This is a genomic window from Nocardia salmonicida, assembly GCF_036142455.1.
Lineage (GTDB): Bacteria > Actinomycetota > Actinomycetes > Mycobacteriales > Mycobacteriaceae > Nocardia > Nocardia salmonicida.
On sequence record NZ_CP108014.1, the window covers coordinates 3162425 to 3188560 of the forward strand.

General features: G+C 69.3%; 14 protein-coding genes. 4 read left to right on the forward strand and 10 right to left on the reverse strand.

Translation table 11 applies throughout. The features are described 5' to 3' along the window. Position 1: 1 nt before the first annotated feature. Positions 2-904, reverse strand: a complete 903-nt coding sequence (locus tag OHS03_RS15045) for a LysR family transcriptional regulator (RefSeq protein WP_328663409.1) — start codon at positions 902-904, stop codon at positions 2-4. 90 nt (positions 905-994) lie between these two features. Here OHS03_RS15045 and mqo point away from each other — a divergent pair, with 90 nt between their 5' ends. Continuing rightward, complete coding sequence (gene mqo, locus OHS03_RS15050; RefSeq protein ID WP_328663411.1) at positions 995-2434, forward strand: malate dehydrogenase (quinone); 1440 nt, start codon at positions 995-997, stop codon at positions 2432-2434. A 56-nt stretch (positions 2435-2490) separates the two neighbouring features. Here the strand turns inward: mqo and OHS03_RS15055 are convergent, their stop codons facing one another. Next, entirely contained in the window at positions 2491-3093 is a 603-nt protein-coding gene (locus OHS03_RS15055) for a TetR/AcrR family transcriptional regulator (protein ID WP_328663413.1), read from the reverse strand. 114 nt (positions 3094-3207) lie between these two features. Here OHS03_RS15055 and OHS03_RS15060 point away from each other — a divergent pair, with 114 nt between their 5' ends. Both OHS03_RS15060 and OHS03_RS15065 read left to right on the forward strand, forming a co-directional pair. Then, positions 3208-4059, forward strand: a complete 852-nt coding sequence (locus tag OHS03_RS15060) for an SDR family oxidoreductase (RefSeq protein WP_328663415.1) — start codon at positions 3208-3210, stop codon at positions 4057-4059. A gap of 104 nt (positions 4060-4163) precedes the next feature. Further along, positions 4164-5174, forward strand: a complete 1011-nt coding sequence (locus OHS03_RS15065; RefSeq protein WP_328663417.1) for a hypothetical protein — start codon at positions 4164-4166, stop codon at positions 5172-5174. A gap of 78 nt (positions 5175-5252) precedes the next feature. Here the strand turns inward: OHS03_RS15065 and OHS03_RS15070 are convergent, their stop codons facing one another. Beyond that, the gene (locus OHS03_RS15070; protein ID WP_056809772.1) at positions 5253-5579 is read right to left on the reverse strand and encodes a hypothetical protein; all 327 of its coding nucleotides are present in this window, start codon (positions 5577-5579) and stop codon (positions 5253-5255) included. A gap of 276 nt (positions 5580-5855) precedes the next feature. Between OHS03_RS15070 and OHS03_RS15075 the strand changes: the two genes are divergently transcribed. Continuing rightward, the gene (locus OHS03_RS15075) at positions 5856-6191 is read left to right on the forward strand and encodes an RNA polymerase-binding protein RbpA (RefSeq protein WP_056809774.1); all 336 of its coding nucleotides are present in this window, start codon (positions 5856-5858) and stop codon (positions 6189-6191) included. A 74-nt stretch (positions 6192-6265) separates the two neighbouring features. On the opposite strand, the gene OHS03_RS15080 is transcribed toward OHS03_RS15075, so the two are convergent. The 7 genes from OHS03_RS15080 to OHS03_RS15110 all read right to left on the reverse strand — a co-directional run bounded on the left by OHS03_RS15080 (position 6266) and on the right by OHS03_RS15110 (position 26121). Continuing rightward, on the reverse strand, positions 6266-7066 hold the full coding sequence (locus tag OHS03_RS15080) for an ABC transporter permease (protein WP_056815247.1): 801 nt from the start codon (positions 7064-7066) through the stop codon (positions 6266-6268). Positions 7067-7152: 86 nt separating this feature from the next. Next, positions 7153-8142, reverse strand: coding sequence for an ATP-binding cassette domain-containing protein (locus OHS03_RS15085; RefSeq protein WP_194824883.1), 990 nt, complete (start codon positions 8140-8142; stop codon positions 7153-7155). After that, positions 8139-21806, reverse strand: coding sequence for a non-ribosomal peptide synthetase (locus OHS03_RS15090; RefSeq protein WP_328663419.1), 13668 nt, complete (start codon positions 21804-21806; stop codon positions 8139-8141). Before OHS03_RS15090 ends, OHS03_RS15085 begins: the two co-directional genes overlap by 4 nt. 203 nt (positions 21807-22009) lie before the next feature. After that, on the reverse strand, positions 22010-23578 hold the full coding sequence (lnt, locus tag OHS03_RS15095; protein ID WP_328664240.1) for an apolipoprotein N-acyltransferase: 1569 nt from the start codon (positions 23576-23578) through the stop codon (positions 22010-22012). A gap of 124 nt (positions 23579-23702) precedes the next feature. Further along, on the reverse strand, positions 23703-25295 hold the full coding sequence (locus tag OHS03_RS15100) for an amidohydrolase (RefSeq protein ID WP_328663421.1): 1593 nt from the start codon (positions 25293-25295) through the stop codon (positions 23703-23705). A 70-nt stretch (positions 25296-25365) separates the two neighbouring features. Further along, complete coding sequence (locus tag OHS03_RS15105) at positions 25366-25569, reverse strand: hypothetical protein (RefSeq protein WP_062983470.1); 204 nt, start codon at positions 25567-25569, stop codon at positions 25366-25368. A gap of 60 nt (positions 25570-25629) precedes the next feature. Continuing rightward, the gene (locus OHS03_RS15110) at positions 25630-26121 is read right to left on the reverse strand and encodes an FxsA family protein (RefSeq protein ID WP_056809781.1); all 492 of its coding nucleotides are present in this window, start codon (positions 26119-26121) and stop codon (positions 25630-25632) included. Positions 26122-26136: the final 15 nt, after the last annotated feature.

Genomic DNA, 26136 nt, shown 5'->3' on the forward strand with positions numbered 1-26136 from the left:
CTCACCCACTGATCGCCGCCCGACGCGCGATCAAGAATTCCCGAAGCCGCGCGACCGCGAGCGTCGAGTCATGGTCTCCCGAGACCAGGCCGACCTCGCGGTCGCGTTCGCCATCGATGGGGATCACCGCCAGGTCGGGATTGTCGACCTCGGCGGCAGGCAGGAGCGCGACCCCCTGACCGAGCGCGACCAGGGCGCGCAGAGTCTCGAACTCGGTGATTTCGAATACCACTCGTGGTGTGAACCCCGCTGCGGCACACCAGGTGTCGAGCAGGGTGCGCAGCTGATAACTCGGCGGGTTCGCGATGAACGCCTCCTCGGCCAGTTCGGCGAGGTCGATGTGGGTGCGCCCGGCCAGCGGATGCGTGCGCGACACGTGCAGGTCGATGCGCTGACGTCCGAGGTCGACCGTCGGCAGGTCGGACGGGGGCGGGATCATCACCGCGAGGTCGAGCCTGCCGTCGCGCACCTGCTCGGCCAACGCCTCGCCGTGTGCCTGCACCAGGTGCAGCCGGATCCGCGGCGCGCGGGTGTGGAACTGCGCCAGCAGCGAGGGAATGCTGACCGGACCCAGCGTGAGCGGGAAGCCGAAACGCACCAGCCCGCTGTCGGGGTCGGCGTCGGCACGCACCCGGTGCACCGCGTCGTCGAGCGCGCGCACCAGCCCGCGCGTGCGTTCGTAGAGGTCACGCCCCTGCGGGGTGAGCGCGACGCCGCGCCCGACCGGCTGGAACAGAGCCACTCCGAGTAGGTGCTCCATCGTCTTGACGCGGCGGCTCAGCGAGGACTGCGGCACGCCGAGACGCTGGGCGGCCCGGGTGAAGTGACCTTCTTCGGCTGCCGCGTCGAAGGCGGAGAGAAGCGGGGCCAGCGCCTGCGCTCCCGACTCCGATGAATCATCCATATCCGGATCATATCCTCGGCGATTCCGTGTTGGACGGATCACTGCTACCGGCGTGACGATAGAGGAACACAGCTCACGGGAGGTTCGACAATGAACGACACCACACCCATCCGGCCCGAATCCGGCAGTGGCGAAGACATTCTCGACGCGGTGCTGATCGGCGGCGGCATCATGTCGGCCACGCTCGGCGCCCTGCTGAGCACGCTCGCGCCGGACTGGTCGATCGCACTGTTCGAGCGCCTCGGCGAACCGGCGGCCGAGAGCAGTCATCCCTGGAACAACGCGGGCACCGGGCACTCCGGGATGTGCGAGCTCAACTACATGCCCGACCCGAGCGAGGCCGCCAAGGCGGCCGAGATCGCCGACCAGTTCGCGCTCTCGCGCCGGTTCTGGTCCGCGCTGGCTCACCGTGGCGAGCTGGAGCCCGCCACATTCCTGACCCCGACCCCGCACGTCACGGCGGTGTTCGGCGAGGCCGACATCGCCTACCTGCGGCAGCGCTACGCGACACTGCGGGAACTGCCCGCGTTCGCGGCGATGGAGTACACCGAGGACCGCGCGGTGATCGCCGACTGGGCACCGCTGCTCGTGCGCGGTCGGGCCGACGACGAGGCGATGGCGGCCACCCGGCACACCGCGGGCACCGATGTCGACTTCGGCGCGCTGACCAGGTCGCTGCTGTCGACGATGCGCGCGGCGGGCAACGCGGTGCGGATGCATCGTGAGATCACCGGTCTCACCCGCGGCAAGGACGGACTGTGGACCGTGCGCGGGCGCGATCTCGACAGCGGACGGCGGTTCCAGGTGCGGGCCCGGTTCGTGTTCGTCGGCGCGGGCGGATACGCGTTGCGGCTGTTGCAGCGGGCCGGGCTGCCGGAGGTGCGGGGGTACGGAGTGTTCCCGCTGGGTGCGCAGTTCCTGCGGACCGACAATCCCGAGGTCGTCGCCGAGCATCACGCCAAGGTCTACAGCCAGGCCGCGCTGGGCGCACCGCCGATGTCGGTGCCGCATCTGGATCGTCGCGAGGTCGACGGCGCGAGCGCGTTGCTGTTCGGTCCCTACGCGACATTCAGCACCCGACTGCTGCGCCACGGCAAGCTCACCGACCTGTTCACCACCTTGCGCCCGCACAATATCGTCCCGCTGGTCGCGGTCGGCCTGCGTAACTTCGATCTGGTCCGCTACCTCGTCACCGAACTGCTGGCCTCACCCCGACGCAAGTTCGCCCAGCTGCAACGTTTCTACCCGACCGCCGACCCCGCCGATTGGACCGTGATCCAGGCCGGGCAACGCGCCCAGCTGGTGAAACCCGATCGTCGACGCGGCGGAGTACTCGAATTCGGCACCGAACTGGTCTCCGGTGCCGACGGCAGCATCGCCGGGCTCCTCGGCGCCTCCCCTGGCGCCTCCATCGCACCGTCGATCATGCGGGATCTGCTCGAGCGCTGCTTCCCCGAACGCCGCTACGAATGGGCCCCACTGCTCGCGGAATTGCTCCCGCCTGCCGGAGCGACCACGGTTGTCTCGTAAGCGGCTGTCGCACAACTGAATTCGCACCCCGGCGGTAGTCGGGGTGCGAATCGCGTTCAGCGTGAGGCCGTCAGGAGAGCGCCGATCAGGCGGTGGCTGCGGGCGGTCATCTGGGCGGCCGTCTGATCGGCGTGGCGCAACCACCACAGGACCAGCGAGGTCACCGCACCCATCCAGACATCGGTCAGCGCGGAAAGGTCGGTGGGGTCGGTGAGCTCGACAGCACCGATGGCGTCGGCGACACCGCGGGCGGCCTGGGCGGCGATCCGGCGACGGGCGGCGCGGACGGCGTCGGCGGCAGGTCCGTCGTCGGGGTGGGATCGATCGAAGAGCACGGTCCAGTCGTGCGGGCGCGGCTCCAACGCGACGAAGATCGCGTCGAGGGTACGTTCGGCCTTGCTGAGACCACCGGCCCCGGCGATGGCGGACTCGATCGCGTCGAACAGCACACCCGCCGCCCGGTCCACGCAGGCGATGTAGAGCCCGTCCTTGGAGTGGAAATAGGTGTACACCAGCGGCTTGGACACTCCGGCGCGCTGCGCGACGTCGGCGAGGGAGAGCCCCGCGTAACCCACACGACCGATTTCGGCGACAGCCGCGTCGAGGATCTGCTGTTCGCGCTCGGGGCGCGGGACGCCCTTGGTACCGGCTGTGCTCACCCAGCCATCCAACCATTCGACCCCCCGCCGGTTGACACCCAATTGGCCTCTTTGTAATTTACTATTAAGTAAATTCGCTGTTCGTCCCCACCGCTCGACTCGACAGGAGTCCCCGTGTTCGCCGAAGTCGCACAATCGGTGCTGCTCAACCCGCCCGCACTGCCCGGCATGCTCGCACGATGGATCCGTGGTGAGCGGCAGGAGATCGCGGGCAAAACCGTCGTGGTGACGGGAGCCTCCTCGGGTGTCGGTAAAGCCGCGGCGCACGCCCTCGGCCGGGAAGGGGCGCGGGTGGTTCTCGTCGCCAGGAACGCCGAACCACTGGCCGAGGTGCGCGACGCGGTCCGCGCCGACGGCGGGAATGCCGACATGATCACCTGCGACCTCGCCGACGCCGAGCAGAACGACGCACTGGCCAAGGCCCTGCTCGAGCAGTTCGGGACCGTCGATGTGCTGGTGAACAACGCGGGCCGTTCGATCCGCCGCGGCGCCGCCGACACCACCGACCGGTTCCACGATTACGAGCGCACCATGGCGCTGAACTACTTCGGGGCGACGCGGCTCACGATGGGACTGCTGCCGTCGATGCTCGACGCCGGCACCGGGCACATCATCAATGTCGCGACGTGGGGCGTGGCCGCCGGGTCGATGCCGCTGTTCACCGCCTATCACGCGTCGAAGGCGGCGCTGGGCGCGTTCGGACGCAGCCTCGGCGCGGAGACCAGGCGTCGCGGCGTGCACGTCACCACGATCGGCTATCCGCTGGTCCGCACGGAGATGATCGCACCCACCGGCAAATACGCCGACGCGGCGGCGCTGTCGGCCGAGGAGGCGGCCGACTGGATCACCACCGCGATCCGGACCCGCCCGGTCGAGCTGTACCCGACCTACACCCGCGTTCTGCAGGCGCTCGCGCTCGTCTCCCCCCGTGCGGTCGATGCGGCGATCTGGCGCATGGGAATCTGAGACAACCCCTAGAACTCGGGTAGGACGACCCGTACCCCGGTATCGGAGCCGAACCGTTCCGCAGCGGGACGTGGTGTGGCGCACCGGATTTCTACCTTCGATCCATGGCGACGATCGATCTCACCCACACCCTGTCCCGGATCAGGTTCCACGCCGCGCGCGATGGCACCGACCGCGTGCCCTGGCACGGCCCGCTGCTGGTGAATTCCGCGCTCATGGCCGCGTTGGTCGTGGTGTCGATCGTCGGGATGGTGGTCGACGACCGGCTGCTGCTCGGCGAGTCGGTGTGGCTCAAGCCCGCCAAGTTCGGCCTCGCCTTCGCTCTCTACGGCGTGACCCTGGCCTGGATCCTGCGGCTGCCGCATCGCGGGCGGCGTGCCACCTGGTGGCTGGGCACCGTCTTCGCGATCACCGGCGTCGTCGATGTGGGGTTCATCGCGATGCAGGCGGCACGCGGGACGTTCAGCCATTTCAACGACTCCGCCGATCCGGTCAACGAGATCGGGCAGCAGGTGTTCGCCTCCGGCGTGCCCGGGTTGTTCCTCGCGAATCTCGTCCTGGCGATGATCATTTCCTGGCAGAAGCTGGCCGACCGGCCGACCAGGATCGCGTTGAAGGCGGGGCTGTGGCTGGCGGTGACCGGGATGGCACTCGGATACCTGATGGGGCTCACCGGGCCGCAGCTCGTCCGCCAGGCCGATGGCACCGTGGTGGGATTGGTGGCCGGTCACACGGTGCGGCCCGGCGATACAGCACGTGACAATGCCGCGGGCATGCCGATCACCCACTGGAGCACCATCGGCGGCGACCTGCGCATCCCGCACTTCGTCGGCCTGCACGGCATCCAGGTGCTGCTCCTGCTCGCCGTCGTCCTGGTCGCCCTCGCGCCTCGATACGCCTGGTTGCGCACCGAAACGACCCGGGCCGCCCTGCTCGTGGTCGCTGTCCTCGGCTACTTCGGCCTGCTCACGCTCGTGGCCTGGCAGGCGCTGCGCGGTCAGGCCCTCACCAGCCCCGACCTCGCGACCGCCGCCGCCGCGGCGGCCCTCGCGCTGTTCGTCGCAGGCGGCGTCACGGCCGTGTACCTGCGTTCGCGCGAGGCATTGTCGACCTGACGCCGCTGTCGCCCGCCCGATGCCGAGACCCCGTGTCGCCCCACCGAATCACAGTGGGAAGCACGGGGTTTCGCGCGTTCAGCGGAGCCGTTCGGCTTCCCGAGCCAACTGCACCAACGTCGCGCTCAGCTGCGCCAACTCCGCCGGGGAAGCACCCTCGCCCACCGCCGTCGCCACGTCCTCGGCCGCACACCGCGCCGCGAACCACCGATCCGCCAGATCCGCGGCTTCCTGCGCGGTCAGCACGACCGCGTCCTCGGGAATCCCGGTCCCCTTGAGACTGCTGCGGTGTTCATAGGCACGTTGGCGGCACGACTGGCGGCAATAGCGGCGACGCCGACCCGACTCCGAATCCACGATCTCCCGCCCGCACCACAGGCAGGACAGCAGGCGACTGCGCGACATGATCGGAAACCCTATCGGCCCGTGCCGGTCTTCGCCGGTTCAGGTCTCGCTGAGCGGGCACCCTCGGCGATGTCGGCCGAGACGACGCCGCGCGATTCGGGGGTCGACCGGCCTGTCCAGCCCTACGACTACAATGGAACAGTTCAGACTTCCCGTGCGTTGACGTAGTACTACGACGACCTGTTCTCGGCGAGTTCGGCGCCGAGGACAGCGGCGCAAGCCGCCGACAGGCACAGGAACCCGCGGCGCAAGCCGCCAAAAATTACAGGAGCACACATGGCAGATCGCGTACTCCGGGGCAGTCGGCTCGGAGCGGTGAGCTACGAGACCGATCGCGACCACGACCTGGCCCCGCGCCGGATCGCCCGCTACCGCACCGACAACGGTGAGGAATTCGACGTCCCGTTCGCCGACGACGCGGAGATCCCGCCCACCTGGTTGTGCCGTAACGGCCAGGAGGGGCAGCTCATGGAGGGCACCTCCGTGGAGACCAAGAAGGTCAAGCCGCCGCGCACCCACTGGGACATGTTGCTGGAACGTCGCAGCAAGGAGGAGCTCGAGGAGCTGCTCAAGGAGCGCCTCGACATCCTGAAGACCCGCCGCCGCGGGTAAGACGGTTCGACCGCACAACGCCGAAGGCCGCCTCCCCCACCGGGGAAGGCGGCCTTCGGCGTTCGAGGGCTTGTTCAGTGGCTCGCGACCTTGCGGTACTGCAGGAGGGCGGCCGGCATCGCGATGGCCAGAATGACCAGCGAGCAGATGATCGCGTAGAGGATGCAGTTCTCCGCGGCCCAGCCCGTCGCCGGGACGAAGGTGGGGGGCGAGTCGTTCTCGAAGAGCTTGCGACCCGCTGCCGAGACCGCGGTGATCGGGTTCCATTCGGCGATGGCGCGCAGGGGTCCGGGCAGCGTTTCGGCGGAGATGAACGCCGAGGAGATGAACGTCAGCGGGAACAGCCAGATCAGGCCCGCGCTCTGTGCCACTTCCACCGTCGGCGAGACCAGACCGGTCAGGGCGCCGACCCACGACATCGCGAACGCGAACAGCAAGATGATCGAGAAGGCGATCACGGCGTCGCCGAAGCTGCCGTGGATGCGCCAGCCCACGATGTACCCGCAGATCGACATCACGCCCAGGCTCACGATATTGACGACCAGGTCCGACAGGGTGCGCCCCATCAACACCGCCAGCCGCGACATCGGCAGCGTCCGCATCCGGTCGATGATGCCCTTCTGCAGGTCACCGGCCAGCCCGACGGTGGTGAACGCGGCATTGAACGCCACGGTCTGGGTGAAGATGCCCGCCAGCAGAAATTCGCGGTACTGATCGCCGCCGAGCGAGGCACCGAAGATGTAGGCGAACAGGAACACGAACATCAGCGGCTGGATGGTGGCGGTGACCAGCAGCGTCGGCACTCGCAGGATGGTGAGCAGATTGCGGTAGGCGACGATCGCGCTGTCACGCACGAACCGGGCCCGTGGTTCCATCTCCTCGGGGCCTGCCGACCGCGGGGTGGTCGACTGGACCGGCAGGTCGCGGGTTTCGTACTCGTCCACCGTGACCTCGGGGGCACTCACGACAGGACCTCCTCTTGCACATCGTCGGTTTCGGGTTCGGGGATCGGCTCGGCCGGGGTGCCGGTGAGCGACAGGAAGACATCGTCGAGAGTCGGGCGCACGACCGTCGCGTCGAGGACGCAGACCCCGGCGTCGTCGAGGCGGCGCAACGCTTCGACCATCGTGCGTGACCCGTTGCCGACAACCACCGACACCTCGTCGCTGCCGGGTTCGTGGAGGGGTTCGCCGACGCCCACCTGGTGCAGCACCGACATCGCGGGCCACGGGCTCTGCCCGGCGGCGAGGGTGACGGTGAGCCGGTCGCCGCCGATGGAGGTCTTGAGTTCGTCGGCGGAACCACGGGCGATGACGGTGCCCTTGTCGATGACGGTGATCCGGTCGGCGAGCAGGTCGGCCTCTTCGAGGTATTGGGTGGTGAGCAGGACGGTGGTGCCGTCGTCGACGAGATCGCCGATCACCTGCCACATATCGAGGCGGCCACGCGGGTCGAGGCCCGTGGTCGGTTCGTCGAGCACCACCACCGGCGGTCGCGCCACCAGCGCACCGGCCAGGTCGAGGCGACGTGCCATACCACCGGAGTAGGTGCCCGCCCGCCTGCCCGCCGCGTGGTCGAGTCCGAACGCGGTGAGCAGTTCCTCCACACGGGCGACGGACTGCTTGCGGCCCATCCCGTACAGGCGAGCCACCATGCGCAGGTTCTCGTAACCGGTCAGGTTCGCGTCGACCGCCGCGTACTGGCCGGACAACCCGATCCTGGTGCGCGCGGTGGCCGGATCGGCCAGCACGTCGATACCGGCGACCCGCACAGAACCGGCGTCGGGTCGCAACAGCGTGGTGACGATCCGCACGGTGGTGGTCTTGCCCGCGCCGTTGGGACCCAACAGCCCAAGTACGGTGCCCGCCGGGATCTCCAAATCGATTTCTTTCAGGACGCGCACCTTGCCGTAACTCTTGGCCAGGCCACGCACTTCTACCGCGAGACTCACGGATGCATCTCCTTCTGGCCGCTGCCGCACACGGTGATCTCCGGTATTCCGTCGAGGTGGCGATGCAGCACGGGGCCGATCGCCGCCAGCGATTCCGGTGTGGTCATCGCCGCGTGCCTGCAGGGCAGGTCGTGGTTGTGGATGTTGCCGGTGACGAACGGCTGCCAAGCTTGGGCACACCGGCTCGGATCGGCGGCGTTGATCTCGTCCGCCGTGGCGGTGAAGAACACGAGATCGCCGTCGAAGGTGCGCGGCCGGAACCGGTTTGCCATGACGGTGCCGTCGGCGTAGCCGGTGTAGAGGCGTTGCAGGTGGTCCACCGAGAGCGCGGCGAACGGGCCAGCCTGTGCCCGTAGCAGATCCGCCGCTTCGTGCAGGTCGAGGTCGGCGGGCAACGGTGCGCCGTCGACCAGGTCGGCGCCGAACTCGCCGAGGATATCGGCGACGCTGGGCATCGAGGTGTCGAGCCAGCGGTCGCCGAGTTGGTAGCTGTCCATCATCGCGAGCAGTGCGACGTCTTCACCCGCTTCCTGCAGTTGCACCGCGATCTCCTGCGCGATCAGGCCGCCGAGCGACCAGCCGAGCAGGTGGTAGGGACCGTGCGGCTGGATCGACTTGATATGGGCGACATAGTGTCCGGCGGCTTCGGGAATCGAGGTGAAGCTGTCGTCGCCGGACACGTGCGGGGCCTGCAGGCCGTATACCGGGCGCTGCGGGGCGAGATGAGCGAGCAGTCCCGCGTAGCACCAGGCCAGACCGATCGCCGGGTGCACGCAGAACAGCGGGGTGTCGTGCGGGCCGGTGGACGGGCGGATGGGCAGCACCGGGCTGGTCGCCGCCTCGATCACCGCCTCCGGGTCGGCGCCGTCGAGCTTGGCCGCGATGGCCGAGGGGGTGGCGTCGCCGAACATCATCTGGACGGGCATCTCGTAGCCCTGTTCACGCAGTGCCGCAACGACTTTGGTGGCCAGCAAGGAGTTGCCGCCGAGTTCGAAGAACCCGTCGTCCGCGCCGACCCGCTCCACCCCGAGTACCTCGGTGAACACCGCGCACAGCGCCCTCTCGGCGGCGGTCACGGGCGCGCGGTATCCACCGGACGCCGTGAACACCGGCTCGGGCAGCCGGGCGCGATCGAGCTTGCCGACCGGGCTCAGCGGTACCTCGTCGAGCAACATGATCGCCTGCGGGACCATGTAGTTCGGCACGTGCCCGGCGACGTGGGCGAGCAGATCGGGCACGCTCGGCGCGGACCCGTTGCGCGCCTTCACATACGAGACGAGCGCGGTGACCCCGGCCTGCGTGGTGTGACCGATGGTGAGCGCGAGCTCGACATCGGCGTGCCGGGCGAACGCGACGTCGATCTCGCCGAGTTCGATCCGGAAACCGCGCACCTTCACCTGGTGGTCGGTACGGCCGACGTACTCCACGTCCAGCGCCGACTTCGCGCCGTTGCGCCAGCGCACCAGGTCGCCCGTGCGGTACATCCGTTCGCCCGGTGCGCCATAGGGATCGGCGACGAACCGCTGGGCGGTGAGACCCGGCCGATTCAGGTAGCCGCGGGCCAGCGCCGAGCCAGCCAACTGCAGTTCACCGGTGACGCCGATCGGCGTCGGATGCAGGCGCCGGTCCAGCACGGTCGCCGCGACGCCGCGGATCGGCCCACCGATGGTGATCGGCCCCTGCGGGTTCATCGCCTGCGGCATCAATGTGACGATGGTCGTCTCGGTGGGGCCGTACACGTTGTAGAAGTTGCGCCCCGGCGCCCAGCGGGCGAGCAGTTCCGGCGGCAGCGCTTCACCACCGGTGAGCACATGGGCAAGGGAATGCACGCCCGCCGGGTCGACGGTGCCGAGCGCGGCGGTGGTGACGAACGCGTGGGTGATCCGTTCCCGGATGAACACCTGCCGCAGATCCTCGCCGCCGACCACCCCGGCCGGGGAGATCACCAGCGTCGCCGCACCACCGAGCGCGAACAGGATATCGAGCATGGCGGCATCGAAGCTCGGGGTGGCGAAGTGCAGCACCCGGCTGCCGGGACGCACGTCGAAACGGTCGGCGGTCTCGGCGGCGAAATTCGACAGACCACCGTGGGTGACGACGACGCCCTTCGGTGTCCCGGTGGAGCCCGACGTGTAGATCACGTACGCCGGATTGTGCAGGCGCAGTGGGCGAATGCGTTCGGCGTCGATGATCGGCGAGTCGTCGGTGCCGAGCACGGTGGCCCTGGTCTGCGGATCGTCCAGGACCAGCCAGCGGGTGTCGGCGGGCAGCCGATCACGATGCTCGAGCAGCGTCAGACCCAGTGCCGCGTCGGAATCGGTGAGCATATGACTGATCCGCTGTGCCGGGTAGTTCGGGTCGACGGGCACGAACGCGGCGCCCGCCTTGGCGACGGCGAGCATGGTCGCCACCGATTCCACTGAACGCGGAATACCCAGTGCCACCAGGGTTTCCGGCCCGACGCCCTGATCGATGAGAACGCGGGCGAGCCGGTTGGTCCACCGGTCGAGCGCGTCGTAGGTGACCACCGTGTCGCCGGCGCACAGCGCGACGCCGTCGCGCGAGCGGGCCACGGCGGCACCGAAGACCTCGGGCAGTGTGACCGGCTGCTCGGCGCGGGTGCCGTGCACCGGCGCCAGCGCGGTCCACTCGACCGCGTCGAGCAAGGCCAGGTCGCCGACCGCGGTGTTCGGGTCGGCGGCCACGGCGGTGAGCAACCGGACCAGACGGTCGCCGAGCCTGCGCGCGGTGACCTCGTCGAACAGGTCGGCCGCGTAGTTCACCGACAGGTTGATGCCGTCGCCCACCCGGTCGGCGGTCTGGGTTTCGGTGAAGGTGAACTGCAGGTCGAACTTGGCGATACCGGCGTCGGCGTCGACCGCTTCGATCCGCAGGCCGGGCAGTTCCAGCATGCGCACGGGACTGTTGCGCACCGAGAGCATCACCTGGAACAGCGGGTGATGTGCCTGTGAGCGCGCCGGGTTGACCACTTCGACGAGCCGTTCGAAGGGCAGGTCGGCATTGGCGAAGGCGTCGAGGTCTCCGTCGCGCACGGTGCGCAGCAGGTCGATGAACGCGCGCTCGTCGGCCACCTCGGTGCGCAGCACCAGGGTGTTGACGAACATGCCGATCATCGCGTCGAGCGCGGGATGCCCACGGCCGGCGCTGGCGGTGCCGACGGCGATGTCCTCGGTGCCGGTGACCCGGTGCAGCAGCACCGCGAGGGCCGCGTGCAACACCATGAACATACTGACGTTGTTCGCGGTGGCGATGCCGCGCAGCGCCCGGTGGGTCGCCGCGTCGACCGCGCAGTCGACGGTGCCGCCCCGATAGGAGGGCACCGGCGGGCGCGACCGATCGGCGGGCACGGTGAGCAGTTCGGGCAGGCCGTCGAGCACGCCGCGCCAGTGCTCGAGCTGCTTGCTGATCAGCGAATCAGGATCGTCCTCGGTGCCGAGCAGGTCCTGCTGCCACAGCGTGTAGTCGGCGTACTGGATTTGCGGGATCTGTTCGCCGAACGGTTCACCGATCTGGATGCCACGATAGGCGGCGGCCACTTCGGCGGCGAGCGGTTCCAGCGACCAGCCGTCCATCGCGATGTGGTGCACGACCAGCACCAGCACATGCTCGGTGGACCGGGCGACGGCGAACTTGGCCTTGGTCGGCGCCGACTGCCCGGTGTGGTCGACGCTGATCAGCGCCGCCCGCATCGGCACCGAGGCCGACAGGTCGAATCCCGGGGTGACGAAACGGGTCACGGCCGTCGCGACCTCACCGGCGGTGGCCGTCGCGTGGAACAGGGTGACAGCGGCGATCGCCGGGTCGAGCACCAACTGCTCGGGCTCCCCCGAGCTTTCCGGGAACACCGTGCGCAGCGTCTCGTGCCGACGTTGCACCGTGTGCAAGGCGGCGATGAGTGCATCGAGGTCGACCGTGCCGTGCAGACGCAGCACGACCGGGATGTTGTAGGCCCCCGACGATTGGCTCTCGCCCTGCGCGCCCGCGTTGAAGCGGTTGAGGAACCACAGCCTGCGCTGCGCCGCCGACAGCGGAATCCGTTCCGGTCGGCGCTGCGGCACCAGGTCCGGCCGGTACTCGTCGCCGGACGGTCCGGATTCGATGAGCGCGGCGAGCTCGGCGACAGTCGGCGTCGCGAACACGGTGCGCACTTCCAGGCGCACATTGCTGGCCGCGGCCAGGCGGGCCACCAGCTGGGTGGCCAGCAGCGAGTTGCCGCCGATGTCGAAGAAGCTGTCGGTGGCGCAGACCTCGCTCGCCCCGACCAGATCCTCGAATACCCGCGCGACGGTCCGCTCGGCTTCGGTCTGTGGCGCCCGGCCCGCGGTGGCGGTGAATTCCGGATCGGGCAGTGCGGTGCGGTCCAGCTTGCCGACCGGCGTGAGCGGCACCTCATCGATCAGGTTCAGCGAGGCCGGAACCATGTGCCCGGCCAGCCGGACCATCGCATGACGCTTCACCCCGGCCACTTCGGCCGGGTCGATGCCCTCGTTCAGCTGGATCCAGGCGACGATCCGATCGTCGCCGGCGATCCGGCGCACCTCGGTGTGCGCGAAGCGGACCTCGGGATGGCTGCCGAGGACGGCGCTGATCTCGCCGAGTTCGATCCGGAAACCACGCACCTTGACCTGATGGTCACTGCGACCGAGGTAGTCGATCTCGCCACCCGCGGTCCAGCGCACCACGTCGCCGGTGCGGTACATCCGGCTGCCCGCCGGGCCGAACGGGTCGGCGATGAATCGTCCGGCGGTCAGGCCGTAGCGCTCGTGATAGCCCTGGGCGATACCGGCGCCACCGATGTAGAGCTCACCCGGCACTCCGGTGAGGACCGGCCGCAGCCGTTCGTCGAGCACGAGGGCCCGCGAACCGCGCACCGGCGTTCCGATGGCCACCGGGACACCCACCCGCAGCTCCGACATCGCGGCGATGACGGTGAACTCGGTGGGCCCGTAGGCATTGACGAACCGCCGACCCGGCGCCCAGTTCTCCACCAGGTCCGGTGGCACCGCCTCGCCACCGGCCATCAGACCGCGCAGCATCGGCAGCGGGTGGCGGGTGGCATCGATGGAGGCCAGCACCGCGGGCGTCAGGAAGGTGTGGGTGATCTGTTCGTGTTCGAGCAGGGCCCCGAGTTCGTCACCGCCGTAGATGTCGATCGGGCCGATCACCATCTCGGCACCCGAGTAGACGGCAAGGAGCATGTCCAGCACCGAGACGTCGAAACTGGGCGTGGAGAAGAAGAACGTCCTGGAGAACCGGTCGAGACCCATGCGTTCGCGCAGGTCGAGCGCGAGGCTCGTGAGACCGCTGTGGGTGACGGTGACGCCCTTGGGCAGGCCGGTGGAGCCGGAGGTGTAGATCTGATAGGCCAGGTCGGCGGTGCGCACCGGGCGGATCCGCTCGGCATTGCTGATCCGGACCCCGTCGTAGCCCGCCAGTTCGGCGGTCAGCTCGTCGTCGTCCATCAGCAACCACTGGGTGTCGATCGTGCCCGCGGCCTCGCGCAGTGCGTCCGCGTCGGCGCGCACAGTGATGACCGCGCCTGCACCGGAGTCGGTGAGCATGTGCCGCACCCGATCGGCCGGGTAGCGCGGGTCGACGGGGACGAACGCCGCACCGGAGGCGGCGACGCCGAAGATGGCGAGGGCGCAGTCCAGTGAACGGGTCAGACCGACTGCCACGCGGTCGCCGGTGCCGATCCCGCGCGCGATCAGTGCCCGACCGAGCCGGTGTGCCCGGTCGGCGACTTCGGCGTAGTCGAGCTCGCCCACTTCCCCGCTGACACTGCCCCCGGCGAACCAGCGCAGCGCGGGCCGACGCGGATACTTCGTCGCCGCGCCGTCGAGAATGTCGGCCAGGATGACCGGCGTGACCGCGGCCGGTCCCTGTGCCGGGACGTGATCGCGATGTTCGAGCACGGTGAGCGGGTCGAGATCGCACACGAGTCGCCGCGGGTCGGCGGTCACCTGGTTGAGGATCTGCACGAACCGATCGGCGAGGATGTCGATGGTGGCGGCGTCGAACAGTTCGGCGGCGTAGACGAACTCGAACCGCAGCCCGCCCTCGTCGGCGGGCGCGACCCGCAGTTCCAGGTCGAACTTGGCCAGCGCGATGTCGAGCTCGCGCGCGTCCAGCCGCAGACCGGGCAGTTCCAGCGTCGGCGTGCGGTTGTCCTGCATGCTCAACGCGACCTGGAACAGCGGGTGCCGGTTGCTCGCCCTGCTCTCCCGGCCGAGCGCGTCGACGACGCGTTCGAACGGCACATCGGCGTGGGCGAGGGCGGCCAGTTCGCTGTCGCGGTCGGCGTGCAGCAGTTCGGTGAAGCTGCGGTCGGGGTCGACGTCGGAGCGCAGCACCAGGGTGTTGACGAACATGCCGACGAGGTCGTCGAGCTGGATGTCGGTGCGCCCGGCGACCGGAGTGCCGATGGGAATGTCGCGTCCGCCGGTGACGCTGCGCAGCAGCACCGACAGGGCAGAGCGCACGACCATGAACAGGCTGACACCGGTATCGGCTGCCAGCTCGGCCAGTGCTTGTTGCAGCGGCGCCGAAACCTGGCAGGTCACGGTGCCCGCCGTCCCCGTCGGTTCGACCGGCCGGGGGCGGTCGAACGGCAGCGGCAACTCGTCGGGCAGCTCGGACAGGGTCTCGCGCCAGAACGCGAGCTGGGTGGCGGTGATGCTGTCCGGATCGTCCTCGGCACCGAGCACGGCCCGCTGCCACAGGCTGAAGTCGGCGTACTGCACGGGCAGCGGCGCGTGCTCGACGGCGGTGCCGCCGGTCCGCGCCACGTACGCCATGGCGAGATCACGCGTCAGCGGGCCGAGCGACCAGCCATCGGCGGCGATGTGGTGCACGACGACGCCGAGCAGGTGCTCATCGGATGCGGTGCGCTGCAACGACACTCGCAACGGCGTCTGTAGGGTGAGGTCGAAGCCCTGGCGTGCCAGCGCGGTCAGCGCCGCCTGCGCCCGATCCGGTGCGGAGTCGACGACCTCGATCACCGGCATCGCCTGCGCGAGCGGCAGGATCACCTGCTGGGCGCCGGAGAGGTCTTCCGGGAACACGGTGCGCAGTACTTCGTGACGCTCCACCAGGTCGGTGAGGGCGCCCCGCAGCGCGTCGACGTCCAGATCTCCGCCGATTCGCAAGACGAATGCGATGTTGTAGGCGCTGGATTCAGGGGACAATCGGTTCAGGAACCACAGTCGTTGCTGCGGCAACGACAGTGGTATGCGTCCCGGGCGCGGGGTGTGTACCGCCAGCGCCACCCGCTGCGTCCGGGGCGCTTCCGTGATCAGCCGGGCGATGCCCGCCACGGTCGGCGCCTCGAAGATCTGGCGGACGGGCAGGTCCACCTCGAAGTCGGCGTGCAGCGCGGCGGCGAGCCGGGTGGCCAGCAGCGAGTTGCCGCCGATGTCGAAGAAGCTGTCCTCGGCGCCGGGGATCGGGCGACCGAGAATCTCGGTGAACACCGCGGCCACCCGCATCTCGAGGTGTGTGCGCGGCGCGCGCGACCCCCCGTTGACCACGAATTCCGGTGCGGGCAGAGCCTTTCGGTCCAATTTGCCCGCCGGGGTGACCGGCATCGCGTCGAGCACCGCCAGCGCGGCGGGCACCATGTAGCCGGGCAGCCTGCCACGAGCGGTGTCGAGCAGGGCGGCCGGTTCGACCGGGCCGTCGGCGGTGACATAGGACGCGAGCCGCTGCTGCCCCTGCTCGTCGACGTGGACAATGGTCAGCGCCGACCGCACGCCCGGGTGTTCGCGCAGCACGTGGTCGATTTCGCGCAGTTCGACGCGGAAGCCACGGATCTTGATCTGATCGTCGGCACGGCCGAGGAAACGCAGGCGGCCGGTCATATCGGCGACCACGAGATCGCCTGTGCGATACATCCTTTCACCGACGCGTCCGTGCGGATTGGCGACGAATCGCTGCGCGGTGAGCGCCGACTTGCCGAGGTACCCGCGAGCCAGACCGGGCCCTGAGACGTACAGCTCGCCCGGCGTCCCCGGCGGCACCGGGTTCATCCTGCCGTCGAGGACGAACAACCGCATGCCGCGCACGGGTGCGCCCAGCGGCACCGGCTCCCCCGGCACCATGGCCGCGCTCGCGGTGACCGCCACGGTGGCCTCGGACGGGCCGTACATGTTGTGCATCCGGTATTTCGTGGCCCAGGCGTCGACGAGCTCGTCCGAGCAGGCCTCGCCGCCGACGATCACCGTGCCGAGGGCCGGGAACTCACCCGCGGGCACCGTGGCCAGCGCGGCGGGGGTGATGAACGCGTGGGTGATGCGTTCCGAGCGCAGGAAACCGGCCAGTTCCGCGCCGCCGTAGAGATCGGCCGGGGCGACGACGATCGTCGCGCCCGCGGCGAACCCGAGCAGTAGTTCGAGCACCGAGGCATCGAAGCTGGGCGAGGAGAAGTGCATGGTGCGCGCGTGCTCGGTCACCTTGAACAGCTGGGTTTGTTCGCTGGCCAGCGAGGCGATACCCGCGTGGGTGACCACGACGGCCTTGGGGATGCCGGTCGAGCCCGAGGTGTAGATGAGGTAGGCGGGCTGACCCGCCCGCATCGGATTCCTGCGGTCGGCGTCGGACAGCGGAGTGGCGGAGCGGACCGCGCAGTCGGCCTCGAAATCAGCCGTCCCGAACACCATCCACTCCGGCGACCGCCGGTGCTTGCCGGTGATGGTGGGCAGCGCGGCGAGGTGTTCGGGCAGGGTGAGCCCGAGCGTGGCGCCGGAGTCGCCGACCATGTGCGCGATGCGTTCGGTCGGATAGGCGGGATCGACGGGCACGTACGCGGCGCCGGTTTTGGCGACCGCCCAGATGGCGATGATCGACTCGAGGCTGCGCGGCAGCGCGACGGCGACCACCGATTCAGGGGTGGCACCGTGCGCGATCAGGCTGCGCGCCAGCCGGTTCGAGCACTCGTCGAGCTCCCGGTAGGTGGTGTCGAAGCCGAGGTAGCGCACCGCCACCGAGTCGGGCAGGTGTTGTGCGGTGTCGCTGAGCAGCCGGGCCAGCGTGCAGGCCGGTTCGGCGGGCGCACCGGCCACCGGAACCAGTCGGGCGATCTCGCGGCGGTCGAGCACGTCGAGGTCGCCCACGGCCGTGTCGGGGGTCGCGACGGCGGCGGCCAGCAGCGTGGTGAACCGCCGGGCGATGGCCTCCACCGTGGCGCGATCGAAGACGTCGGTGGCGAAACCGAATTCGGCGTGCAGTGGTCCGTCATCGTGGTTGTCGCGCACTTCGAGCTGAAGATCGAACTTGGCGACACCGATCTCGATCGGCACCAGTTCCGCTGTGACACCGGGCAATTCGACGCTCAGCTCCGGAGTGCGGTCGTAGGACAACATCACCTGGAACAGTGGATGCCTGCTGGTCGAGCGATCGGGGTTGACCAGTTCCACGAGTCGTTCGAAGGGCACGTCGGGGTTGGCGAAGGCATCGAGATCGGTCTCGCGGACCAGGTCGAGCATGCGGTCGAACCCGGCATCGAGGTTCACGTCGGTGCGCAACACCAGGGTGTTGACGAACATGCCGACCAGCTCGTCCAGCGCCGGATCGGACCGGCCCGCGATGGGCGTACCGATGGTGACGTCGGTACTCGCGCACAGCCGGGCCAGCAGGGTGGCCAGCGCCGCGTGCAGCACCATGAACATGCTCACCCCGCGACCGGTCGCGAGTTCGGCTGCCGCACGCCGGGTTTCGGCGTCGATGACGAATTCGACGGTGTCTCCGCCGGTGCCACGCTGCATCGGCCGCGGCCGATCGAGCGGCAGGTCGAGCTGATCGGGCAGCCCGGCCAGCGTGCCGCGCCAGTGCCCGAGCTGACGCGCGATGGGCGCTTCGGGGTCGGTTTCCTCGCCGAGCAGTTCGCGCTGCCACATCGCGAAATCGGCGTATTGCACCGGCAGCGCCGCCCACTGGGGTGCGGCACCGCCCGCGCGCGCCGAGACCGCGACCATCAGATCCCTGGCCAACGGGGCGACCGACCAGCCGTCACCGCTGATGTGGTGCAGCACCACGAGCAGCAGGTGATCTTCGGCGCCGACCCGGTACAGCGCCACCCGCAGCGGTGTCTCGGTCCGCAGATCGAAACCGCGCCCCGCCACCTGCGCTGCCAGCGCGGGGATCTCGGCGGCGGACACGTCCACCGGCGTGAGTTCGGGTTCCACCCCGGCCGCCGGGTGGATGAGCTGGTACGGGCCGTCGGGGCCCTCGGGGAAACTGGTGCGCAGGCTCTCGTGACGGTCCAGGACGTCACGCAGACCCGCGCGCAACGCGTCGAGGTCGAGATGTCCGGTGAGCCGCAGGGCCAAGGGCATGTTGTAGGCGGCGGCGTGTTCGGCGAAGCGGTTGAGGATCCACAGCCGCTGCTGGGCCAGCGACAGCGGCACCAGTTCGGGCCTGCGCACGGGAACCAGTTTCGGCGTGGAGGTTTCGGGCCGATGGGTGCTGATGTAGGCGGCCAGCGCGGCGATATTGGGCGACTCGAACATTTCCCGGATGGTGAGGTTCGCATCCAGGGTGGTGTTGATCCTGGCGACCGCGCGGGCGGCGACCAGTGAGTTGCCGCCGAGGTCGAAGAAGCTGTCCTCGACACCGATCGCGGTGCCGTCCAAGGCGAGAACCTCGGTGAAGATCTCCGCGAGTGCGCATTCCAGTTCGGTCCGCGGCGCCGCGGCGCCTGCGGTAACCCGCACGCCCACCTCCGGCGCGGGCAGCGCTTTGCGGTCGACCTTGCCGTTGGCGCTCAACGGCAGTTCGTCGAGCACGACCAGTGCCGAGGGCACCATGTAGGACGGCAGGCCGCGGCGCAGTGTCGAGAGCAGGGCGGTGGGCTCCGGCGCCGAGGCGCCCCGCGCGGCGACCACGTAGGCGACGAGTTCGTCGTCACCGGTACGCCCGGCGCGAGCGACGCAGACAGCGCGGGCGATCCCGTCCTGGGCGAGCAACGCGGATTCGATCTCGCCGAGTTCGATCCGCAGTCCGCGGATCTTCACCTGGAAGTCGGTGCGGCCCAGGTATTCCAGGACACCGCCGGCGATCTGCCAGCGCGCCAGGTCACCGGTGCGATACATCCGCTGCCCCGGTGTGAACGGATTCGCGACGAACCGGTCGGCGCTCAGGTCGGGGCGGCCGAGGTAGCCGCGAGCCAGCTGCACGCCGGCCAGGTACAACTCGCCCGCGACACCGGGCGGCACCGGGCGCAGATGCGCGTCGAGCACGTAGGTCTGGGTGTTCCACACCGGCGAACCGATCGGCACCGTGGTGGCGTCGGCCGGGCACGGCCAGTAGGTGACGTCGACCGCGGCCTCGGTGGGCCCGTAGAGATTGTGCAGTTCCGGTCCCCCGTCGGGACCGTGCAGCGCGGCATGGAAATCGCGAACGGTGGCGCCCGGTAGCGCCTCGCCACTGCAGAACACCCGGCGCAGTCCCGCCCCGCCGCGCACGCGCGGGTCGGTGACGAACAACGACAGCATCGACGGCACGAAATGTGCTGTGGTGATAGCCCTTTCGGTGATGATTCGCGCCAGGTAGGCCGGGTCGCGATGCCCTTCGGGAGCGGCGACCACCAGGCGCGCACCGACCTGCAGCGGCCAGAAGAACTCCCACACCGACACGTCGAAGGTGGCCGGGGTCTTCTGCAGGACCGCGTCGGTGTGATCGATCGGGTATTCGGCCTGCATCCAGCGCAACCGGTTCACGATCGCGGCATGTGTGACGCCGACGCCCTTGGGCTTACCGGTGGAACCGGAGGTGAAGATGACGTAGGCGAGGTGCTCGGGCCGCAAGGGCGCGCGACGGTCGGCATCGGTGATCGGCGCGACATCGTTGCCGCTCACGTCGAGGGCGTCCAGATCGATCCGGACCGTGCCCGCGGGCAGCCGGACACCGTCGCGATCCGCGGTGAGCACACACACCGGATCCGCCTGTGTCACCACCGCTTCGATGCGATCGACCGGATGCTCGGGATCCAGCGGCAGGTAGGCCGCGCCGGTCGCGAGCACCGCGTAGATCCCGACGACCAGATCGATACTGCGGTGCAGGCACACACCGACGGTGGTCTCCGGGCCCGCGCCGCGGGCGATGAGTTCACGCGCCAGCTGGTTCACCCGGTCGCCGAGTTCGGTGTATCCGATGGTGCGGTCACCGAATTCGAGCCCGACGGCATGCGGGCTGCGGCGCACCTGCTCCTCGAACAGCGAGACCAGGGTCGCGGCCTGCATCGGCATCTCGGTGCTGTTCCACTCCCGCAGCACCCTGTCGTTCTCGGCGGCGGTGATCGCGGTGAGCGTGTAGGTGGGGGTGGTCGGCTCGGCAGCGAGGAAGCGCGCGAGGAAGTCGAGGTAGCGGGAGTGGTGGGCAGCGTTCTCGGACTCGCCGTAGAGCTTCGGGTTGGCCTCGAAGTCGAGTTGGATGCGGCCGCCGTCGCCGTTGTAGATGTTGATCGAGAGGTCTTCGACGGGTCCGGTGGCGAGAACGTTGACCTGACCGGCGATATCGTCGAACTTCAGCTCGTCGTGGAACAGCATGATGTTGACCATCGGCCCGAAGAAACCACGCGCGTCCCGGGAGTAGCCGCAGTCGCGACGGATGTCGTCGGAGCGGTAGCGCTGGTGCCGCAGCGCGCCGGTGATCTGCAGTTCGGTCTGGCGCACGACGTCGGCGACGGTGGTGTGCTCGTCGAACCGGACCCGCAGCGGTACCACGTTCGACACCACGCCCGCCGAACGGCGCAGCGCGACCGTGGTACGGGCCGAAACCGGCAGGCTCAGTACGACATCGGGGTCACCGGTGACCGAGCGGACGTAGGCGGCGAGTGCGGCGACGATGAGCGCCGAGTTGGCCGAACCGTGGGTGGCGATCGCGTCGGTGAGCAGGGTGTCGAGGTCGGTGTCGAGCACCGCGGTGGCACGGTGGCGACCCGCGTCGTGGGTATCGCCCGCGGCGGTCACCGACGACAGTGTCATCGGTTCGCCCACGCCGGCGAGCTGTTCCATCCAGTACTCGCGGTCGGCGCGGAACCGGGTGGACTCCCGGTAGCGGGATTCGTCGGCGTAGAGGTCGACGAGCGCGGCGGCCCTCGACACCGACGGTTCGCGCTGCTCGCCGACGGCGGTGTAGATCTCGGCGGTGCGCGAGAGCGCGTTCATCGCACCGTAACCGTCGATGACGATGTGGTGTCCGCGCTCGTACCAGAACCATTCCCGGTCACCGACCCGCAACACCACATTGATGGTGAGGGGCTCGTGCTCCATGTCGATCGGGGTGCTGGCGTGGGAGTTCATCCATCCCAGCGCGGCAGCGCGCGGGTCGGATTCGCCGCGCAGATCGAGCCGAGCCCAGCCGGGCCGCCAGGTCGGATCCACTCGCTGGTGGGGTACGCCGTCGATCTCGAGTAGGCGGACATGTCCCACTTGGGATTCCGCGCCGTAGCGCTCCACCGCGTAGAGCAGCCTCCCGACATCGAGATCACCGCGCAGTTCGACGTAGTGAGCGATGGTGAGCGGGATGTCGGGCCGGATCCGTTGCGCGTACCACAGTGCTGTCTGACCGGGTGAGAGGGCGAACGGTTGGCCCGGGTCCTCGTCGGTGACGCTCGAGCTGACGTGGTCGGTGGCCAAAGAACTCATCAAGCACTCCGTTTCTGCCTTGTGTCACAACTCCCCGAGCAGCGCCCGGGCACACGAGGACCCAGGGCGTGGCTTTACCACGCCCATGATTCGGAGTACTCCGGCAGCCGGATGGCTACCGAGATGGATTTATTTTGATCTCTTTGGATTACGCCCCTGCAGCTGCAACTTGGTGCCGCTTCCCCCGGGTTGAAACAAACCGCTTATTCAGAATTGTCCGAAATCCGCACAGTCTTCGTCGGATTCACTCGGCGGCGTCGAAGAAATACCAGCCCGACGCCGATCGCGGACAGGATAACGGACGCCAGTTCGGGCCATACACCGATTCGGGTAGCGATTGTCGTCGCGTCGCGCAAAGGTAGCTGTGCCTCCAGCGCGGCGGGGACGACCTGCTCGGTGTGCTGCCTGAGCACGCCGTCAGCAGTGATGATCCCACTCACTCCCGTGGTTGCTGCGACCACCAGCGCGCGCCCGTGTTCGACCGCGCGCACCCGCGACATGGCGAGTTGCTGATAGGTCATCTCGCTCTCACCGAACGTGGCGTTGTTGGTCGGCACTGTCAGCAGTTGGGCGCCCGCGGCGAGAGATTCCCGAAATGCTCGATCGAAAGCGACCTCGTAGCAGGTCGCCACACCGATCGGAACACCGGCGGCCGTCACTGTTCCGTCACCGTTACCCGGCACGAAATAGCCCGCACGATCAGCATAGGAAGAGAACAAACGGAAGAAACCACGCATCGGCAGGTATTCGCCGAACGGCTGGATGATCTTCTTGTCGTGCCGCTCGCCCGGGCCGGCCGTGCCGTTCCACACGATCACCGAGTTGGTGGTCGTGCGGTCACCATTCACCAGGACTGCGCCGACCAGGATCGGGGCGCCGATCTTCACCGAGGCTTCCGTGATCTCCGCGGCGGCGTCGGCATTACGCAACGGATCGATATCGGAGGAGTTCTCGGGCCAGATCACGATGTCGGGCCGTGCGGCCTGTCCGCGGGTGACGGCGTCGGCCAACTCCTCGGTGCGCCGGACGTGGTTGTCCAACACCGCACGGCGCTGGGCGTTGAAGTCGAGCCCGAGCCGCGGCACACTGCCCTGGATGGCGGCGACCGTGATCGTCCGGGTGCCCGCATCCGGGTCGGGCAGCGTCGGCCGCAGGATCACTCCGACCAGGGGCATGATAGCCACGGTCACCACGGCGGTGGCAAATCCCATGCGCGCGGCGCGGGTATTCGCGCGCGGCGCGGGGGTGCGCGCCCAGGCGAAGAGACGCAGCGTAAGGGCAGCCAGACCTGTGCCGGTCAGCGCCACCGCGAAGCCGACCAGCGGCGCGCCACCGTAGGCGGCCAGCGGCAGATACCAACCGTCGGCTTGCCCGAACGCGACACGCCCCCACGGGAATCCACCGAACGGGAAACTCGACCTGACCCACTCGCTCGCGGTCCACGCCAGCGCGAGCCACACCGGCCAGCCCGGCAGCGCGCTCAACCACCGGGCGAGCACGCCCCACAGCCCGAAGTACAACGCGCACACCGTCGAGAGCGCCAGCCACGGCACCGGCCCGACATAGATCCCGGTCCAGGGCAGCAGCGGCACGAAGAACGCCAGCCCGCCGAGCATCCCGTAGCCGAATCCCCCACGCAGCTTGCCCGGCCCGCGCACCGCGAGGGTGAGCAGAGCGATGGCGACCGGCGCGAGGAACCAGAACGGGCGGGGCGGGAAGCTGCCGAACAGCAACAACCCGCCCGCCGTCGCCAGCAGCATCCGCAGCATCATCGTGGAGTTCTGTCCCTTGTCCGTGTCGGCGACGTCGGACGTCGTAGCGTCGGGATGGGCCGTAGCGGGGTCGATCATGGTGTGCTGCTCCGTGATTCGTTGCCGGCGCGGTGCCGACGGCGGGTCAGGCGGTGTAGATCGTGGTGCCGTTGTGCACGGTGCGCAGGCAGGTCGGCAACTCGGCACCAGGGTCAAGGCGTGGGAGCCCGGGGACCCGGGAGCGGGGGTCGGTGGACCAGCGCTGCACGGTATCGGCGGCCGCGGCGACAACGAGGTCGCCCGCGTCCCAGACGGCGTAGGAGGCGGGGGCGCCGGGGACCAGCGTGCCCGCCATGCCGTCGCGCACGCCGCCCGCTCGCCAGGCGCCGCGGGTGGCGGCGGCGAAGCCGGCGCGCGGGGACAGTCCGTGGCCGGAGGTGCGGTGGTGCACGGCCGCGCGCACCTGTTCCCACGGTTTCATCGCGGTCACGGGTGCGTCGGAACCGATGGCGAGGGAGATGCCCGCCGCCGCCATCGCCGAGAAGGGGTTGAGGCCCGCGGCGCGCTCGGCGCCCAGGCGCGTCGCGTACATCCCGTCGGGTCCGCCCCAGGCGGCGTCGAAGCCGGGCTGCACGGAGGCGATCACGCCGAGCGCGGCGAGCTGTTCGATCGCGGCGGCGTCGGTCATCTCCGCGTGCTCCACCCGGTGCCCGCGTGCGGCGATCGCCGGACCTCCGAGTTCGGCTGCGACACGGGCGAATCCGGCGACGACAGTATCCATGGCGGCGTCGCCGATGGCGTGGAAGCCCGCCTGGATGCCGGCCTCGGTGCACGCGTGGAGATGCGCGGTGACGGTGTCTTCGTCGAGGAAGCTCTTGCCGCAGCCCGCCGCGTCGGCGTAGGGCGCGCGCAGCAATGCCGTGTGCGAGCCGAGCGAACCGTCGACGAACAGGTCGCCGCCGAGCGCGTGCACCCCGAGCTCGGCGATCAGGGCGCGCGCCTCGTCCGCGGTCCGCACGGCCTGACCCCAATAGGCGCGCACAGCCACGCCGTGTTCGAACGCGAGCAGTTCGCGGATGTCGTCGCGGCCGGAGATATCGGGCCCCGCGCATTCGTGCACAGCGACGATGCCATGTGCGGCTGCCGCGTCCAGAGCGGCCTTGCGCGCCGAATCTCGCTGGGCGCGAGTGAGTTCCGCGAGGGCGACCGTGCGCACCCGGTGGTGGGCGTCGGCACGCAGCAGTTCGCCGCGCTGATATCCGTCGCCGAGCTCGCCCGCCGCGTCGAGCAGCGCCGAGGACGCCACGGCCGAATGCGCGTCGACGCGCGCCAGGTAGACGAGCCTGCCCGCACCGGCGGCCTCGTCGAGTTCGGCGACCGTCGGCGGACGCTGTTCGGGCCAGGTGGTGTCGTCCCAACCCTCACCGATGATCACCCCGTCCGGCTGATTCGCGGCGTGCGTACGGACCGTCTCGAGCAGTTCGGTCAGGGATCCGGCGCCACTCACGTCGAGCCCGGTCAGTTGCAGTCCCAGCGCGGTGATGTGCACATGCGGGTCGACGAACGCGGGCGCGACGAACGCACCGTCGAGGTCGACGATCTCCGCATCGGGATGCATCGCGCGTCCAGGCGCTTCGGCGCCCAGCCACACCACGGTGCCGTCGGTGACCGCCATCGCGGTCGCGTCCGGGGAACTGGAACTGTAGAAACGACCACCGATCAGCAACTGGGTACTCACGATGTCCCAGTCTGCCGTATCGATGGATCGTCACCTCGGCAGGGACAGTCTCAGCCGGGCGGCGAGTAGGTCAGGTCGGCAGCGACAGCGCGGCGCGCACTTCCGCGTCGCCGAACCCGGCGGGACAGTGCCCACTCGCCTCTACGGCGATCAGTTCCAACCGCCACGCGGCGGTGGTGAAGTCCGACATCGACTGTCCGGCAGCGGCGCTCGCTCTACGCACCGCGTCGGCCAGTTCCTCGCTCACCGTAACGGTGATCTGCTCGGGGGCCATGCCGGTACTGTAGACCCTTCGCCGCCGAGCACGGGCATGTCGCTCGGAGCCTGGTCGAATTCAGGCGGGGCCGAGCGCGCGCGGGCCCGCGGTGTGACCGTCGTCGTACCACTGACCGACCACGGTGCCGTCCACCACATCGCCGTCGGCGTCGACCACCATCCCGCGATACGGCGAGGGCGCGAACGAGGGCAACGGACCGAAGCGCCGGGTACCGAGCTTCTCCAGTGCCGGTCGCAGCAGTGCCCTGGTCGGCGGGAACAGCGCGAGCAGGCCGACGAGTCCGGTGACCAGGCCGGGCACGAACAGCAGCACCGATCCGGTGGCGACGATCACGCCGTCGGCGACCGCGCTCTCGGCGGTCACCTCGCCGCGTGAGGCCCGCCGGAACCGGTCGAACACCCGCCTGCCCTGCCGTCCGAGCAGCACCAACCCCACGCCCGACACCGCGACCAGCGCGACCAGCGCCCAGCCGATGCCGATCAGCTGGGCGAGACCGACGAGGGCGGCGATCTCGACGACGAGGTAGAGGACGAACAGCAGGGCGGTCATGGCGATCCTTTCGGA